Source organism: Streptomyces sp. NBC_00247 (assembly GCF_036188265.1).
In the GTDB taxonomy this organism is placed as follows: domain Bacteria; phylum Actinomycetota; class Actinomycetes; order Streptomycetales; family Streptomycetaceae; genus Streptomyces.
On record NZ_CP108093.1, the window covers coordinates 5,623,009 to 5,637,668 of the forward strand.

Sequence of the window (14,660 nt, forward strand, 5' to 3'; positions counted from 1 at the left end):
CGCTCGTGACGAGCGGGAACCGGGCCTCCCCGTACAGCCGGTGACGACCTCTCAGGAAGAGGCCGGCGGGTAGAGATCGCGGGGCAGCCGCGAGGCCGCCGCCGCGTCGAGCAGCCAGAGCGTCCGGGCACGGCCGTACGCGCCCGCCGCCGGAGCCTGGATCTCCCCGGCGCCGGACAGGGCGATGGCCGCGGCCTCCGCCTTGTCCTCGCCCGCCGCGAGCAGCCACACCTCGCGCGCCGCCCGGATGGCCGGGAGCGTGAGGGTGACCCGGGTGGGCGGCGGCTTGGGGGCGCCGTGCACACCGACGACGGTGCGCTCGGTCTCCCGTACCGCGGGCAGCTCCGGGAAGAGCGAGGCGACATGGGTGTCCGGTCCGACGCCCAGCATCAGCACGTCGAACGTCGGGACCGGCCCGTGGTCCTCCGGGCGTGCGGCTGCGGCGAGTTCGGCGGCGTAACCCGCGGCGGCCGCGTCCACGTCGTTCCCGAACGGACCGTTCGACGCCGGCATCGGGTGCACCCGTGCCGGGTCCAGGGCGACCGCGTCCAGCAGGGCCTCACGGGCCTGCGTGACGTTGCGCTCCGGGTCGCCGTCCGGCTCGAACCGCTCGTCGCCCCACCACAGGTCGAGCCGCGACCAGTCGATCGCGTCCCGGGCGGGCGCGGCGGCGAGCGCGGCCAGCAGGCCGTTGCCGTTGCGCCCGCCGGTCAGCACCACCGAGGCGTATCCGCGAGCGGCCTGGGCGTCCACGATCTTCGTGATCAGCCGGGCCGCCGCGGCTTGCGCCATCAGCTCCTTGTCGCGGTGCACGACCAGTTGAGGGGCACTCACTTGGACTCCGCCTTCTTGGCCGGAGCGGCCTTCTTCGCGGGGGCGGCCTTCGGCTTCCCCGCCGCCGGAGCCTCGCTCCCGGCAGCATCCGCCGCGGGAGCGGCGGGGGTGGCCGCCGCGACCTCGCCGGCACCGCTCAGGTTCTCGACACCGAACTTCACCGTCGTCGCGTAGGTGTTGTCCGGGTCGAGGCGCCGCAGCTCCTCCGCCAGCAGCTCGGCGGTGTCACGCCGCTTGAGCGCCACGCCGCGGTCGGGCTGACCGGTCATCGAGAGGGTGGCCAGTGAGCCGTCCGCACGGTCGAGAACGATCGGGCCGTTCTTCGTCTCCATGCGGACCGCGGTCAGACCGGGGCCCTGGGAGGGCGTACGCCCCACCGGGACGCCGAGCCGGTCCGCCAGCCACATCGCGAGCAGCTCGCAGCTCGGGTTGTCCGCCTCGCCCTCGACGGTCGCCGAGACGACCTCGGCGGGCTGCTGGTCCAGGGCGGCGGCCAGCATCGAACGCCACGGCGTGATGCGGGTCCACGCCAGGTCCGTGTCGCCGGGCTCGTACGTCGCCGCGCGGACGGCCAGCCCGTCGAGCGGGTGCTCGGCGGAGCCGGTGTCCGTGATGCGGCGCTGGGCGAGCGCGCCGAGCGGGTCCTTCGCCGGGTCGGCCGGGGCGTCCTCGGCCCACCACACCACGACCGGGGCGTCCGGCAGCAGCAGCGGCAGGACCACCGACTGGGCGTGGTTGGCGAGTTCGCCGTGGAGACGCAGGACGACCGTCTCACCGGTGCCCGAGTCGGAACCGACCCGGATCTCGGCGTCGAGACGCGCGTCGCGACGGCTGCGCGGCGAGCGGCTGACCCGCTTGATCACCGCGATGATCCGCGAGGGGTGCTCGCGGGAGGAGTCGCTCGCCGCCTTGAGGGCGTCGTAGGCGTTCTCCTCGTCCGTGACGACGACCAGCGTGAGCACCATGCCGATGGCCGGGGTGCCGATGGCACGGCGAGCCGAGATCAGCGCGTTGTTGATCTTGCTGGACGTGGTTTCCGTGAGATCGATCTTCATGGCCGGCGCCAGCTCCGTCCGTCGCGTGCGAGCATCTCGTCCGCCTCGGCCGGACCCCAGGTGCCGGCCGGGTACTGCGCGGGCTTGCCGTGCTTGTCCCAGTACTCCTCGATCGGGTCGAGGATGTTCCAGGAGAGCTCGACCTCCTGGTGGCGGGGGAAGAGGTTGGCGTCACCGAGCAGCACATCGAGGATGAGCCGCTCGTACGCCTCCGGGCTGGACTCGGTGAAGGACTCGCCGTAGGCGAAGTCCATCGTGACGTCCCGGACCTCCATGGAGGTTCCCGGCACCTTCGAGCCGAACCGCACGGTGACACCCTCGTCCGGCTGGACGCGGATGACCAGGGCGTTGCCGCCCAGCTCCTCCGTCGCGCCGGACTCGAAGGGGAGGTACGGAGCGCGCTTGAAGACGACCGCGATCTCCGTGACGCGGCGGCCGAGGCGCTTACCGGTGCGGAGGTAGAACGGGACGCCCGCCCAGCGGCGGTTGTTGACCGTCAGCTTGATCGCCGCGAAGGTGTCGGTCGTCGACTTGGGGTCGATGCCGTCCTCTTCGAGGTAGCCGAGGACTTCCTCGCCGCCCTGCCAGGCGTGGCTGTACTGGCCGCGCACGGTGTGCTTGCCCAGGTCCTCGGGCAGCTCGACGGCGGTGAGCACCTTGAGCTTCTCCGCGACCAGCGCCTTCGGGTGGAAGGAGCCGGGCTCCTCCATCGCGGTGAGGGCCAGCAGCTGGAGCAGGTGGTTCTGGATGACGTCACGGGCAGCGCCGATGCCGTCGTAGTAACCGGCCCGGCCACCGATGCCGATGTCCTCGGCCATCGTGATCTGGATGTGGTCGACGTACGACCGGTTCCAGATCGGCTCGAACATCGTGTTGGCGAAACGCAGTGCCAGGATGTTCTGGACGGTCTCCTTGCCCAGGTAGTGGTCGATGCGGAAGACCTCGTTGGGCGGGAAGACGTCGTGCACGAGCTGGTTCAGCTCCTGCGCGCTCTCCAGGTCGTGCCCGAACGGCTTCTCGATGACGGCGCGGCGCCAGGCGCCCTCCGTCTGCTCCGCGAGACCGTGCTTCTTGAGCTGCTCGACGACCTTGGGGAAGAACTTCGGCGGCACGGACAGGTAGAAGGCGAAGTTGCCTCCGGTGCCCTGCGCCTTGTTGAGTTCGTCGATCGTCTCCTTGAGAGTCTCGAACGCCTCGTCGTCGTCGAAGTTGCCGGGCACGAACCGCATGCCCTGGCTCAGCTGCTGCCAGACCTCCTCGCGGAAGGGGGTGCGGGAGTGCTCCTTGACGGCGTCGTGGACGACCTGGGCGAAGTCCTCGTCCTCCCAGTCGCGGCGCGCGAAGCCGATGAGCGAGAAGCCCGGCGGCAGCAGGCCGCGGTTGGCCAGGTCGTAAACGGCGGGCATGAGCTTTTTTCTGGACAAATCGCCCGTGACACCGAAGATGACCAGGCCCGACGGCCCCGCGATGCGCGGGAGCCGTCGGTCCTGGGGGTCACGAAGCGGGTTTGCTCCGGGAACACCAGACAAAGTGGTCAGCCCTCCGAAGGAGCGAGGCGCGCGAGCTCCGCCTCGGTCGACTTGAGCAGGTCGTTCCAGGCGGCCTCGAACTTCTCGACACCCTCGGACTCCAGCAGCGCCACGACCTCGTCGTAGCTCACGCCGAGCTTCTTGATGGCGTCGAGGTCGGCACGCGCCTGGTCGTAACCGCCGGCGACCGTGTTGCCGGTGATCTCACCGTGGTCGGCCACGGCCTCCAGGGTCGCCTCCGGCATGGTGTTGACCGTGTTCGGGGCGACGAGGTCGTCGACGTACAGGGTGTCCTTGAGGGACGGGTCCTTGACGCCGGTCGAGGCCCACAGCGGGCGCTGCTTGTTGGCCTGCGCCTTGTCCAGGGCGGCCCAGCGGTCGGAAGAGAAGATCTCCTCGTACGCCTCGTACGCCAGACGGGCGTTGGCCAGGGCGGACTTGCCCTTGGCGGCCTTGGCCTCGTCGCTGCCGACGGCGTCCAGACGCTTGTCGATCTCGGCGTCCACGCGGGACACGAAGAAGGAGGCGACCGAGTGGATCTTCGACAGGTCCAGGCCCGCGGCCTTCGCCTGCTCCAGACCGGTGATGTAGGCGTCCACGACCTCGCGGTAGCGCTCCAGTGAGAAGATCAGCGTCACGTTGACGCTGATGCCCTTCGCGATGACCTCGGTGATCGCCGGCAGACCGGCCTTCGTCGCCGGGATCTTGATGAGGGTGTTCGGCCGGTCCACCAGCCAGGCCAGCTGCTTGGCCTCGGCGACGGTCGGCACGGTGTGGTGGGCCAGACGCGGGTCGACCTCGATGGAGACCCGGCCGTCCTGGCCGTCGGTGGCGTCGAACACCGGACGCAGGATGTCGGCGGCGTCACGGACGTCCGCCGTCGTGATCATGCGGATGGCTTCCTCGACGGTGACCTTGCGGGACGCGAGGTCGGTGAGCTGCTGCTCGTAACCGTCGCCCGAGGAGATCGCCTTCTGGAAGATCGACGGGTTGGTGGTGACACCGACGACGTGGCTCTGGTCGATCAGCTCGGCGAGGTTGCCGGACGTGATGCGCTTGCGGGACAGGTCGTCGAGCCAGATCGCGACGCCTTCGTCGGAAAGGCGCTTCAGTGCGTCTGTCATGGAATTACATCTCCTACTGGATCGTATGTCTGCGTCAGCGCGCGGCGGCGTCGAGAGATTCCCGGGCGGCGGCGACCACGTGCTCGGGGGTGAATCCGAACTCGCGGAACAGCACCTTCGCGTCGGCCGAGGCACCGAAGTGCTCCAGCGACACGATGCGGCCCGCGTCACCCACGTACCGGTACCAGGTCAGGCCGATGCCCGCCTCGACGGCGACCCGGGCCTTGACGGCCTTCGGCAGTACGCTCTCGCGGTACTCCGGGGTCTGCTCCTCGAACCACTCGACGCACGGCATCGAGACGACCCGGGTCGGCACGCCGGCCGCCTGGAGCTGCTCGCGCGCCTCGACGGCGAGGTGGACCTCGGAACCGGTGCCGATGAGGACGACCTGGGGCTCGCCGCCGTCGGCCTCGAACAGCACGTAGCCGCCCTTGGCCGCGTCGTCGTTCGCCTCGTACACCGGCACGCCCTGGCGGGTCAGCGCCAGACCGTGCGGGGCGCCCTTGCCGAAGACCTTGGTCCAGCGGCGCTGGATCTCGCGCCAGGCGATGGCGGTCTCGTTGGCGTCGGCCGGGCGCACGACGTTCAGGCCCGGGATGGCGCGCAGCGAGGCGATGTGCTCGACCGGCTGGTGCGTCGGGCCGTCCTCGCCCAGACCGATGGAGTCGTGGGTCCAGACGTACGTCACCGGTACGTGCATCAGCGCGGACAGCCGGACGGCGTTGCGCATGTAGTCGGAGAACACCAGGAAGGTGCCGCCGTAGACGCGGGTGTTGCCGTGCAGCGCGATGCCGTTCATCTCCGCGGCCATGGAGTGCTCGCGGATGCCGAAGTGGATCGTGCGGCCGTACGGGTTCGCCTCGGGCAGCGGGTTGCCGGCCGGGAGGAACGACGACGTCTTGTCGATCGTGGTGTTGTTCGAGCCGGCGAGGTCGGCGGAACCGCCCCACAGCTCGGGGATGACCTCACCGAGGGCCTGGAGCACCTTGCCGGACGCGGCACGGGTGGCGACGGAGGTGCCGGTCTCGAAGACGGGGAGCTTCTCCTCCCAGCCCTCGGGCAGCTCGCCCGCGTCGATGCGGTCGAACTCGGCGGCGCGCTCCGGGTTGGCGGTGCGCCAGGCGGCGAAGGACTTCTCCCACACGGCCTTGGCGTCACGGCCGCGGTCCAGCGCCTCACGGGTGTGGGCGATGACCTCGTCGGGGACCTCGAAGCTCTTCTCCGGGTCGAAGCCGAGGACCTTCTTGGTCGCGGCGACCTCGTCGGCGCCGAGCGCCGAGCCGTGCGCGGCCTCGGTGTTCTGGGCGTGCGGGGCGGGCCAGGCGATGATCGAGCGGGCCGCGATGAACGACGGGCGCTCCGTCTCGGCCTTGGCGGCCAGCAGCGCCTTGTACAGGCCCGCCGGGTCCAGGTCGCCGTTGGGCTGCTGCTCGACGCGCTGGACGTGCCAGCCGTACGCCTCGTACCGCTTCAGGGTGTCCTCGGAGACCGCGGTCTCCGTGTCGCCCTCGATCGAGATGTGGTTGTCGTCCCAGAGCAGCGTCAGGTTGCCGAGCTTCTGGTGGCCGGCCATCGAGGACGCCTCGGCGGAGATGCCCTCCTGGAGGCAGCCGTCACCGGCGATGACCCAGATGTCGTGGTCGAAGGGCGAGGTGCCCGGGGCGGCGTCCGGGTCGAACAGGCCGCGCTCGTAGCGGGCGGCCATGGCCATGCCGACGGCGTTGGCGACACCCTGGCCCAGCGGGCCGGTGGTGGTCTCGACACCGGTGGTGTGCCCGTACTCCGGGTGGCCCGGGGTCTTCGAGCCCCAGGTGCGGAAGGACTTCAGGTCATCCAGCTCCAGGCCGTAACCGGCCAGGTAGAGCTGGATGTACAGGGTCAGGCTGGAGTGGCCCGCGGACAGCACGAAACGGTCGCGGCCCGTCCAGTCGGCGTCGGCGGGGTCGTGCCGCATCACCTTCTGGAAGAGCGTGTACGCGGCCGGAGCCAGGCTCATCGCCGTGCCCGGGTGGCCGTTTCCGACCTTCTGTACGGCATCCGCCGCGAGGACGCGGGCAGTGTCCACGGCCCGCTGGTCCAATTCGGTCCACTGAAGGTCTGTGGTGGTCGGCTTGGTGCTCACCCTGAGTCAGGGCTCCTCTCCACTGTTCGGGAAACCGGGGGCTGGTGACCGCACCGGACATTGTTGAGCCTACCCCCGTAGGAACAAGGGATTTCCGGTTGCATTCCAGGGTGCGCGGCATCTGCGGAGTTCGCCTTCCGTATGAGCGGGACGGCTCACCATTGGGCTCCTCCGATGAGCGTGACCTGGTACTTCTGTGCTTCACGGCCGAGCGGCGGACCTCTCGTCCGAGCTTTCTCCACCGGGCCGCTCGAAAAGGCCGGGGGGCCGCTCGTACGTGCCACCCCAACACGAGTCCACCCCCGCGAAGGGCGGCCTGTCCCCAACGTCTACAGTGGTCTGGTTCGCGCAAGTCTTTACCGGGTCCTCACGCCCGGTGCTTGCTGGGATTTCTCTGTCAGGGGTGTGCGTGACGGCCGTCGAGTCCCGACCCGCAGGGGTCGCCTTGACTCCGAGCCCAGGGGGCCATCGCCCGTTCGGGGCCCGCATCAAGGCATTCGTGGCGCTGACGAAGCCGCGGATCATCGAGCTGTTGCTCATCACCACCGTTCCGGTGATGTTCCTGGCCGCTCAGGGTGTGCCCGACCTGTGGCTCGTTCTCGCTACCACCGTCGGCGGATACATCTCCGCGGGCGGTGCCAATGCGCTCAACATGTACATCGACCGCGACATCGACGCGTTGATGGACCGCACGTCCCAGCGCCCGCTGGTCACCGGAATGGTGAGCCCGCGCGAGTGCCTGGCCTTCGGCATCACCCTCGGGGTCGTCTCGACCGTCTGGTTCGGGCTGCTGGTCAACTGGCTCTCGGCGGCGCTCAGCCTCGGCGCGCTCCTCTTCTACGTCGTCGTCTACACGATGCTGCTGAAGCGGCGCACCGCCCAGAACATCGTCTGGGGCGGTATCGCCGGCTGCATGCCGGTCCTCATCGGCTGGTCGTCGGTGACGAACTCGGTCTCCTGGGCCGCGGTCATCCTCTTCGCGGTCATCTTCTTCTGGACGCCCCCGCACTACTGGCCGCTCTCCATGAAGGTGAAGGACGACTACGCCCGCGTCGGCGTCCCGATGCTGCCGGTGGTTGCCACGAACCGGGTGGTCGCCCGCCAGATCGTCATCTACAGCTGGGTGATGGTCGCGGTCTCGCTGCTCCTGACCCCGCTCGGTTACACGGGCTGGTTCTACACCGTGGTGGCGCTGCTCTCCGGCGGCTTCTGGCTCTGGGAGGCGCACGGCCTGCAGAACCGGGCCAAGGCCGGGATCTCCGGTGCGAAGCTGAAGGAGATGCGGCTGTTCCACTGGTCCATCACCTACGTATCGCTCCTCTTCGTCGCCGTCGCGGTGGACCCCTTCCTCCGCTGACGCTCCAGACGTTCTGTTCTCGCCGACGGGCGGGTGACGTGGTCCAGGCCACGTCACCCGCCCGTCGCCCGTTGGGCTACCCATCGGTAGCATCCTGTGCCATGGCAGAGAAGGCGGACATGGCGCAGACGGATGAGAACCAGCGGGCGGACGGCAAGCGGGAGGCCCGCGACGGACGCCGGGCGGCCCGGCTGGCCAAGGAGATCGGTGCCTTCGTCAAGGCGCACGGCGGCGCCGAGGGGCAGCTGGCGTACCTCGGCCAGGCGGGCACCCGGATCGTCCTGGTGGGCGAGGACGGAGGCTGGGGGGATCTCGTGGCCCCCTCGCACGCGGTCGCCGAGAGCGCCGCGGAGAAGTCCGGCCTCACCTTGCACGAGAGCTTCGACGGCGAGTTCGCCGCGAAGGTACGCACCGGCCGGTACGAATGGACCCGGATGGCGGGCATCCAGGTGGGTGGCCCGGCCAACCGCGACTGAGCGAGGCCAGCGAGGCCCCGCACGCGACGGAGCGCGGGTCCGAGGTCCGGACCCGCGCTCCTCAGGGCGTCAGCGGCGCATCAGCGCGAAGACGCCCCAGCCGAGGTACTCGCGCTGGTACCGCGTGTAGCGGGCGGGGCCGGTGGTCAGCTCCTCCCGCATCTCGGGGGCCAGCTCGTCGCCGGGATCGGCGTCGAGCCAGCGGCGGAGGTTGAGCCACTGGGCCGCCTGGTAGCGGTCCCAGCTGTCCTGGGAGGCCAGGACCATCTCGACCACGTCGTAGCCGAGACCGCCGAACCGCTCGACCAGCTCCGGCAGCGGAAGGAAGTCGTCCTTGCCGCCGGCGCGGCAGGCTCGGGCGGTCTCCTCGTCCGGGACCTCCCTCAGCCAGTACGGCTCGCCGATCAGCATCAGGCCGCCCGGCCGCAGGCTGCGTTCCAGCAGTTCCGCGGTGCCGGCCACGCCGCCGCCGATCCAGGTGGCGCCGACACACGCCGCGACGTCGACCGGTTCGTCGCAGACGTGGCCGCAGGCGTCGCCGTGGACGAAGCGCACCCGGTCGGCGACGCCCAGTTCGGCGGCGCGCGCACGCGCCCGCCCGGTGAAGACCGTGCTGATGTCCACCCCGGTGCCGGTGACGCCGTGGTCCCGGGCCCAGGTGCAGAGCATCTCTCCCGACCCGCTGGCCAGGTCGAGCACCGTGGCCCCGGGGGGCAGGTGCAGGGCCTCGCCCAGGGCGGCGAGCTTGCCCGGGGTGAAGGGGTTGTGGATGCGGTGGCTACTCTCGCTGATGGTGAAGACGCGTGGCAGATCCACGGGATGTGTCCTTCGTGTCCGACGGGTTCGGGGCATCGGGGGAGAACGGCCGACCGGAGTCCGCCGTCGCTGCTCGCACCGTCATCAGGCACACCTCATCGCGTGGGTACGGATCATCGACCCGGACACGCTAGATCCCTCCCCGGCGGCGCCGCCACCGGATTTCCGCCGCCCTGCCGACCCGTCCGAGCCACGTACGTGGCTCAGGCGTGCGTCAGCGCCTCGCCGGACCGGGGGAGAGGAGCGTCGGCGACGGCCGCCGGGCGCTCGCGCTGGGAGAGCAGGACCCGCAGGACCCAGATCCACACCAGGCAGGCGCCCACCATGTGCAGGCCCACCAGGATCTCCGGGGTGTCCAGGAAGTACTGGACGTACCCGATGACGCCCTGGCCCATCAGGACGAGGAACAGCTCGGCGGCGCGGCGGCGCGGTCCGGGCGGGGCGTCCACGGCCTTCAGCACGAACCAGAGCGCCAGCGTCAGCGCCACCACGACCCAGGCCAGGTCCGCGTGGAGCTGGCTGATCAGCTTCCAGTCGAGCGGGATGCGGTGCACGTCACTGGAGTCGCCCGCGTGCCGGCCCGCGCCGGTCACCACGGTGCCGACGGCGACCAGCAGTCCCGCGGCCACCACGAGGATCCAGGTCAGCTGTGAGACGGCCTTGCCGACCAGCGGCTTCGGGGCCTCGTCGCCTTCGCCGACCCGCTGGTACAGCACCACGGCGACGGTGATCAGGGCGGCGGAGAGCAGGAAGTGCGCGGCGACGCTGTACGGGTTGAGGCCGACCAGCACCACGAAGCCGCCGAGCACGGCGTTGCCCATGACCACCCAGAACTGGGCCCAGCCGAGCCGGGTGAGGGCACGTCGCCGGGGCTTGAGCGCCCGCGCCGCGACGATCGCCCAGCCGACGGCCGCGCAGAGCACGTACGTCAGCATCCGGTTGCCGAACTCGATGACGCCGTGGAAGCCCATGGCGCTCGTCGTGGTGAGGCTGTCCTCGGTGCACTTGGGCCAGGTGGGGCAGCCGAGACCGGAACCGGTCAGCCGCACCGCGCCACCGGTGGCGACGATGATCACCGCCATCACGACGGCGGACATCGCGGCCCGGCGGACGGTCCGGGGGTCCGGAGTCCACCGTTCGGCGATGTACTGGAGCGGGTTCCGCGCGGCTTGAGCGACTTCGGCTCGGGTCAGCTTGGGCACGCGCACCATGGTAGGCGGAAGCTTGTGCAAGCTTTCACGAGGGGGACGAGTCACCGCGAACCGTGACCGGAGTCACCGTCGGCCGACCCCCTCCTACTCCCAGCGGAAGAACTTCGCCGCCGCGCCGAGCCCCAGCACCGACCAGACGGCCAGGATGCCCAGATCGCCCCAGGGGACGCCCGCACCGTGCTGGAGGACGTCCCGCAGGCCGTCCGAGAGGGCCGCGATCGGCAGCAGGCCGAGCGCCGAGGCCACCGCGTCAGGGAACTTCTCCATCGGCACGATCACCCCGCCGCCGACCAGCAGCAGCAGGAAGACCAGGTTCGCCGCCGCGAGGGTCGCCTCCGCCTTCAGCGTCCCGGCCATCAGCAGCCCGAGCCCGGAGAAGGCGGCGGTGCCCAGCACCAGCAGGAGCAGCACGGAGAGGGGGTTGCCGTGCGGTGACCAGCCCAGCGCGAAGGCGATCACCGTCAGCAGGACCACCTGGAGGACCTCGGTCACCAGGACCGACAGTGTCTTGGAGGCCATCAGCGCCCACCTCGGCAGCGGGGAGGCGCCGAGCCGCTTCAGGACGCCGTAACGGCGCTCGAAGCCGGTGGCGATGGCCTGGCCGGTGAAGGCGGTGGACATCACGGCCAGCGCGAGGATGCCGGGCGTCAGGAAGTCGACCGGGTCGCCGGCGCCGGTGTCCACGATGTCGACCGAGCCGAAGAGCACCAGCAGCAGCGCCGGGATGATCACCGTCAGCAGCAGCTGTTCGCCGTTGCGCAGCAGCATCCGGGTCTCCAGCGCGGTCTGCGCGGCGATCATCCGGGTCAGCGGGGCGGCGCCCGGGCGGGGGGCGTACGTACCGGCGCTCATGCGCGCAGCTCCTTGCCGGTGAGTTCCAGGAAGACGTCCTCCAGGGTGTGCCGCTCGACGGCGATGCCGTCCGGCATGACCCCGTGCTGGGCGCACCAGGAGGTGACGGTGGCGAGCAGCTGCGGGTCGATCGTCCCGGAGATGCGGTAGGAGCCGGGGACGGGCTCGGCCGCCCCGGAACCGTCCGGCAGCGCCTTGATGAGCGAGCCGAGGTCGAGCCCGGGGCGCCCGGAGAAGCGCAGGGTGTTCTCGGCGCCGCCCCGGCACAGCTCCTCGGGGCTGCCCTGGGCGACGACACGCCCGGCGTCGACGATGGCGACGTCGTCGGCGAGCTCCTCTGCCTCGTCCATGAAGTGGGTGGTGAGCACGGCGGACACGCCGTCGGCGCGCAGCTCGCGCACGAGGTCCCAGGTGGCACGGCGGGCTTGCGGGTCGAGCCCGGCGGTGGGCTCGTCCAGGAACACCAGCTCGGGGCGGCCGACGACGGCCATGGCGAGCGCGAGGCGCTGCTGCTGGCCGCCGGAGAGGCGCCGGTAGGTGGTGCGCCCGCAGCCGCCGAGCCCGAGGCGTTCGATCAGGGCGTCGACGTCGAGCGGGTGCGCGTGCAGCTTCGCCATGTGGCGGAGCATCTCCTCGGCGCGCGCGCCGGAGTAGACGCCGCCGGACTGGAGCATGACGCCGACCCTCGGGCGCAGCAGGGCCGCGTCGGTGACGGGGTCGAGGCCGAGCACGCGGACGGTGCCGGCGTCGGGGCGGCGGTAGCCCTCGCACGTCTCGATCGTGGTGGTCTTGCCGGCGCCGTTGGGGCCCAGGACCGCGGTCACCGTGCCCGCCGCGACGCTCAGATCGAGTCCGTCGACGGCTGTCTTGGCGCCGTACCGCTTCACCAGGCCTTCGACCCGTACGACAGGCTCGTTGCTCATGGCCGGTAAGTCTAAGTCCCGGGCGATTTCGGGGGACCCGCCGGGGCCCTTGCGGGAGCGGGGATCCATGGCCAGATTAGGTGACCCTAAGTGACGAACCACACCGTTGATCGTTCCGGACCGTGGTTGTCATGCCGCTCCGAATTACGCAACAATGGCGTTGTGAAATACGTTGGCGAGGCTCCGCAGGAGGAACTCGCGACCGGTGAGCGCCCGACGCGCAACCGGATCGCGCGCTCCATCCTGGACCACGGCCCGTCCACCGCCGCCGACCTCGCGAAGCGGCTCGGCCTCACCCAGGCCGCCGTCCGGCGCCACCTGGACGCCCTCGCCTGCGACCGAGTCGTCGAAGCCCGTGAGCAGCGGGTCTACGGCACCCGCACCCGCGGGCGGCCCGCCAAGGTGTTCGCGTTGACGGACAGCGGCCGGGACGCCTTCGACCAGTCGTACGACAAGCTCGCGGCCGAGGCGCTGCGCTGGATCGCCGAGACCGCGGGCGACGAGGCGGTCGTCGCGTTCGCCCGCTCCCGGATGGCGGCCCAGGCGGACAAGTACCGCGCGGCGGTCGAAGCCGCCGCCCCCGAGGACCGGACAGCGGCCCTGGCCAGGGCCTTGTCCGTGGACGGGTACGCTGCTACGGCGCGCAGCGCGCCGGGCCCCCAGCAGGCCGAGCAGCTCTGCCAGCACCACTGCCCGGTCGCACACGTCGCCGAGCAGTTCCCGCAGCTGTGCGAGGCGGAGACGGAATTCTTCTCCGAACTGCTCGGGACCCATGTACAGCGTCTGGCCACCCTCGCCCACGGCGACGGCGTGTGCACGACGTACGTACCCAAGGGCGGTCCGGGCGGCGGTACCACCGACGCCGGCGCGCCCCCACAGACCACCACCTCAGTATCAGCCAGCACTGCCGGGAGGAACCCCGCATGACGCTCCCTACGGAGACTGCCCACCCCGAACTCGAGGGCCTGGGTACGTACGAATTCGGCTGGGCCGACTCCGACGCGGCAGGCGCGGCGGCCAAGCGCGGCCTCTCGGAAGAGGTCGTCCGGGACATCTCGGCGAAGAAGAACGAGCCCGAGTGGATGCTCAAGCTCCGCCTCAAGGGCCTCAAGCTCTTCGGTAAGAAGCCCATGCCGAACTGGGGCTCGGACCTGTCGGGCATCGACTTCGACAACATCAAGTACTTCGTGCGGTCCACCGAGAAGCAGGCGGAGTCCTGGGAGGACCTGCCCGAGGACATCAAGAACACGTACGACAAGCTCGGCATCCCGGAGGCGGAGAAGCAGCGTCTCGTCGCCGGTGTCGCCGCGCAGTACGAGTCCGAGGTCGTCTACCACCAGATCAACGAGGAGCTGGAGGCGCAGGGTGTCATCTTCATGGACACCGACACCGCGCTGAAGGAGCACCCGGAGCTCTTCAAGGAGTACTTCGGCACCATCATCCCGGTCGGGGACAACAAGTTCGCCTCGCTGAACTCGGCCGTGTGGTCCGGTGGCTCGTTCATCTACGTCCCCAAGGGCGTCCACGTCACCATCCCGCTCCAGGCCTACTTCCGTATCAACACGGAGAACATGGGCCAGTTCGAGCGGACGCTGATCATCGTCGACGAGGACGCCTACGTCCACTACGTCGAGGGCTGCACCGCGCCGATCTACTCCTCGGACTCGCTGCACAGCGCCGTGGTCGAGATCATCGTGAAGAAGGGCGGCCGCTGCCGCTACACGACCATCCAGAACTGGTCGAACAACGTCTACAACCTGGTCACCAAGCGCGCCGTGGCGTACGAGGGCGCGACCATGGAGTGGGTCGACGGCAACATCGGCTCCAAGGTCACCATGAAGTACCCGGCCGTCTACCTCATGGGCGAGCACGCCAAGGGCGAGACGCTCTCCATCGCCTTCGCGGGCGAGGGCCAGCACCAGGACGCCGGCGCCAAGATGGTCCACATGGCTCCGAACACCTCGTCCAACATCGTCTCCAAGTCGGTGGCACGAGGCGGCGGCCGCACCTCCTACCGCGGCCTCATCGAGATCGGCGAGGGTGCGCCGGGCGCGAAGTCCAACGTGCTCTGCGACGCGCTGCTCGTCGACACCATCTCGCGCTCCGACACCTACCCGTACGTCGACGTCCGCGAGGACGACGTGTCGATGGGCCACGAGGCGACCGTCTCCAAGGTCTCCGAGGACCAGCTCTTCTACCTGATGAGCCGCGGTCTCACCGAGTTCGAGGCCATGGCGATGATCGTGCGCGGCTTCGTCGAGCCGATCGCCAAGGAGCTCCCGATGGAGTACGCCCTGGAGCTGAACCGGCTGATCGAGCTGCAGATGGAGGGCTCGGTCGGCTAGTACGGCCCCCGCCGTC

At 70.2% G+C, this 14,660-nt stretch carries 13 protein-coding genes; 4 read left to right on the forward strand and 9 right to left on the reverse strand.

Annotated features, from left to right (window positions below):
- Nucleotides 1-51 precede the first annotated feature (51 nt).
- The 5 genes from pgl to tkt are packed head-to-tail and all read right to left on the reverse strand — an operon-like array spanning nt 52 to nt 6,664.
- On the reverse strand, nt 52-834 hold the full coding sequence (gene pgl, locus OHT52_RS24480) for a 6-phosphogluconolactonase (protein WP_328722320.1): 783 nt from the start codon (nt 832-834) through the stop codon (nt 52-54).
- The gene (opcA, locus tag OHT52_RS24485; RefSeq protein ID WP_328722321.1) at nt 831-1,889 is read right to left on the reverse strand and encodes a glucose-6-phosphate dehydrogenase assembly protein OpcA; all 1,059 of its coding nucleotides are present in this window, start codon (nt 1,887-1,889) and stop codon (nt 831-833) included. Before opcA ends, pgl begins: the two co-directional genes overlap by 4 nt.
- A complete protein-coding gene (zwf, locus tag OHT52_RS24490) occupies nt 1,886-3,418 on the reverse strand; it encodes a glucose-6-phosphate dehydrogenase (RefSeq protein ID WP_328722322.1) in 1,533 nt (510 codons plus the stop codon). Before zwf ends, opcA begins: the two co-directional genes overlap by 4 nt.
- 5 nt (nt 3,419-3,423) lie before the next feature.
- Nucleotides 3,424-4,542 (reverse strand): transaldolase, encoded by a 1,119-nt coding sequence (tal, locus tag OHT52_RS24495; RefSeq protein ID WP_328722323.1) that lies wholly within the window; start codon nt 4,540-4,542, stop codon nt 3,424-3,426.
- A 34-nt stretch (nt 4,543-4,576) separates the two neighbouring features.
- Nucleotides 4,577-6,664 carry a transketolase gene (tkt, locus tag OHT52_RS24500; RefSeq protein ID WP_328722324.1) on the reverse strand — a complete coding sequence of 696 codons (2,088 nt, stop codon included), beginning with the start codon at nt 6,662-6,664 and terminating at the stop codon, nt 4,577-4,579.
- Nucleotides 6,665-7,067: 403 nt separating this feature from the next.
- On the opposite strand from tkt, the gene OHT52_RS24505 reads away from it, so the two are divergent.
- Together OHT52_RS24505 and OHT52_RS24510 are read left to right on the forward strand one after the other, a co-directional pair.
- Nucleotides 7,068-8,021, forward strand: coding sequence for a heme o synthase (locus OHT52_RS24505; protein ID WP_328722325.1), 954 nt, complete (start codon nt 7,068-7,070; stop codon nt 8,019-8,021).
- Between the two features lie 101 nt (nt 8,022-8,122).
- Nucleotides 8,123-8,497: a hypothetical protein gene (locus OHT52_RS24510; protein ID WP_328722326.1), complete on the forward strand. Its 375-nt coding sequence runs from the start codon at nt 8,123-8,125 to the stop codon at nt 8,495-8,497.
- A 69-nt stretch (nt 8,498-8,566) separates the two neighbouring features.
- Here OHT52_RS24510 and OHT52_RS24515 read toward each other — a convergent pair whose 3' ends face one another.
- The 4 genes from OHT52_RS24515 to OHT52_RS24530 form a co-directional block, all read right to left on the reverse strand.
- Nucleotides 8,567-9,313, reverse strand: coding sequence for an SAM-dependent methyltransferase (locus tag OHT52_RS24515; protein ID WP_328722327.1), 747 nt, complete (start codon nt 9,311-9,313; stop codon nt 8,567-8,569).
- 203 nt (nt 9,314-9,516) lie between these two features.
- Nucleotides 9,517-10,524 carry a COX15/CtaA family protein gene (locus OHT52_RS24520; protein ID WP_328722328.1) on the reverse strand — a complete coding sequence of 336 codons (1,008 nt, stop codon included), beginning with the start codon at nt 10,522-10,524 and terminating at the stop codon, nt 9,517-9,519.
- A gap of 84 nt (nt 10,525-10,608) precedes the next feature.
- On the reverse strand, nt 10,609-11,376 hold the full coding sequence (locus OHT52_RS24525) for an ABC transporter permease (RefSeq protein WP_328722329.1): 768 nt from the start codon (nt 11,374-11,376) through the stop codon (nt 10,609-10,611).
- The gene (locus OHT52_RS24530) at nt 11,373-12,299 is read right to left on the reverse strand and encodes an ABC transporter ATP-binding protein (protein ID WP_328722330.1); all 927 of its coding nucleotides are present in this window, start codon (nt 12,297-12,299) and stop codon (nt 11,373-11,375) included. The genes OHT52_RS24525 and OHT52_RS24530 overlap by 4 nt, the downstream gene beginning before the upstream one ends.
- Before the next feature lie 162 nt (nt 12,300-12,461).
- On the opposite strand from OHT52_RS24530, the gene OHT52_RS24535 reads away from it, so the two are divergent.
- Nucleotides 12,462-13,226, forward strand: coding sequence for a helix-turn-helix transcriptional regulator (locus tag OHT52_RS24535; protein ID WP_328722331.1), 765 nt, complete (start codon nt 12,462-12,464; stop codon nt 13,224-13,226).
- Nucleotides 13,223-14,644 carry a Fe-S cluster assembly protein SufB gene (gene sufB / locus OHT52_RS24540; protein ID WP_328722332.1) on the forward strand — a complete coding sequence of 474 codons (1,422 nt, stop codon included), beginning with the start codon at nt 13,223-13,225 and terminating at the stop codon, nt 14,642-14,644. The genes OHT52_RS24535 and sufB overlap by 4 nt, the downstream gene beginning before the upstream one ends.
- The last annotated feature ends 16 nt before the right edge of the window (nt 14,645-14,660 follow it).